Origin of the sequence: Streptomyces sp. NPDC006925 (genome assembly GCF_042869575.1) — a bacterium.
Classification (GTDB): domain Bacteria; phylum Actinomycetota; class Actinomycetes; order Streptomycetales; family Streptomycetaceae; genus Streptomyces.
Window position 1 is genome coordinate 1 of record NZ_JBIAGB010000056.1, and the last position, 1,380, is coordinate 1,380.

At 65.8% G+C, this 1,380-nt stretch carries 1 protein-coding gene; it reads right to left on the reverse strand.

Annotated features, from left to right (window positions below; translation table 11 throughout):
- Window positions 1-39: 39 nt before the first annotated feature.
- Complete coding sequence (locus ACFYNS_RS31850) at window positions 40-1,242, reverse strand: IS256 family transposase (protein WP_388606382.1); 1,203 nt, start codon at window positions 1,240-1,242, stop codon at window positions 40-42.
- Window positions 1,243-1,380: the final 138 nt, after the last annotated feature.

Here is a 1,380-nt window from a genome sequence, read left to right on the forward strand (position 1 = left end):
GGGTCTGTCAAACGAGCGGTGTAACCAGGGTGGTTGGGGTCACTGACGAGCTGCGGAGAGACGGCCGTCGAAGGTGATGTCGAAGGCGTTCAGGGCGGTCTTCCAGCGCATGGTCCAGCGGGCCTGGCCCTTGCCGGTGGGGTCAAGCGACATGATGGCCATGTAGACGCACTTCAAGGCGGCCTGCTCGTTCGGGAAGTGGCCGCGGGCCTTGACCGCCCGCCGGATACGGGCGTTCACGGACTCGATCGCGTTCGTGGTGCAGACGATGCGGCGGATCTCGGTGTCGAAGCGGAGGAACGGCGTGAACTCCTCCCACGCGTTCTCCCAGAGCCGCACGATCGCCGGGTACTTCTTTCCCCACGAGTCGGCGAACTCGGCGAACCGCTCGAGGGCGGCCTCTTCGGTCGCGGCGGTGTAAACGGGCTTGAGGACGCGGGCGATCTTGTCCCAGTCCTGGCGGGCGGCATAGCGGAAGGAGTTCCGCAGCAGGTGGACCACGCAGGTCTGGACCGTGGTGCGGGGCCAGACGGTCTCGGCGGCGTCGGGCAGGCCCTTGAGACCGTCGCAGACGAGCATGAGGACGTCGCCCACGCCGCGGTTCTTGATCTCGGTGAGGATGTGCATCCAGTGCTTGGCGCCCTCGCCTCCGTCGCCGGCCCACAGGCCGAGGATGTCGCGACGGCCCTCGACGGTGACGGCCAGGGCCACGTAGATGGGCCGGTTCGCCACCGCGCCGTCGCGGATCTTCACGTGGATGGCATCGATGAAGATGACCGGGTAGACAGCGTCGAGGGGTCGGTTCTGCCACTCGGCCATGCCGTCCATGACCTTGTCGGTGATGGTGGAGATCGTCTGTCGGGAGACGTCGGCGCCATAGACCTCGGCCAGGTGGGCCTGGACCTCACCGGTCGTCAGGCCCTTCGCGGACAGTGAGATGACCATCTCGTCGACGCCGGACAGACGCTTCTGCCGCTTCTTGACGATCTTCGGCTCGAACGAGCCCTCACGGTCACGCGGCACTGCAATCTCCACCGGGCCGACGTCCGTGAGCACGGTCTTGGCCCGATTCCCGTTGCGGCTGTTGCCGCCGTTCTTCCCGGCCGGATCGTGCTTGTCGTAGCCGAGGTGGTCAGCGATCTCACCCTCAAGAGCAGACTCCAGCAGCCGCTTCGTCAGCTGCTGGAGCAGCCCGCCCTCACCTGTCAGCTGCAGACCCTCGGCTTGGGCGCGGCCCACCATCTCGTCAATGAGCTGGTCGTCCACTGCCTTCGCCGACTGCGGCTCAACTGCCTCGACGGACTCGGCCTCGGTCACGTTCTCACTGGTCATCGATGCATCTTCCTTGATCAGGAGTTACACCGAACGTTTTACAGTCCC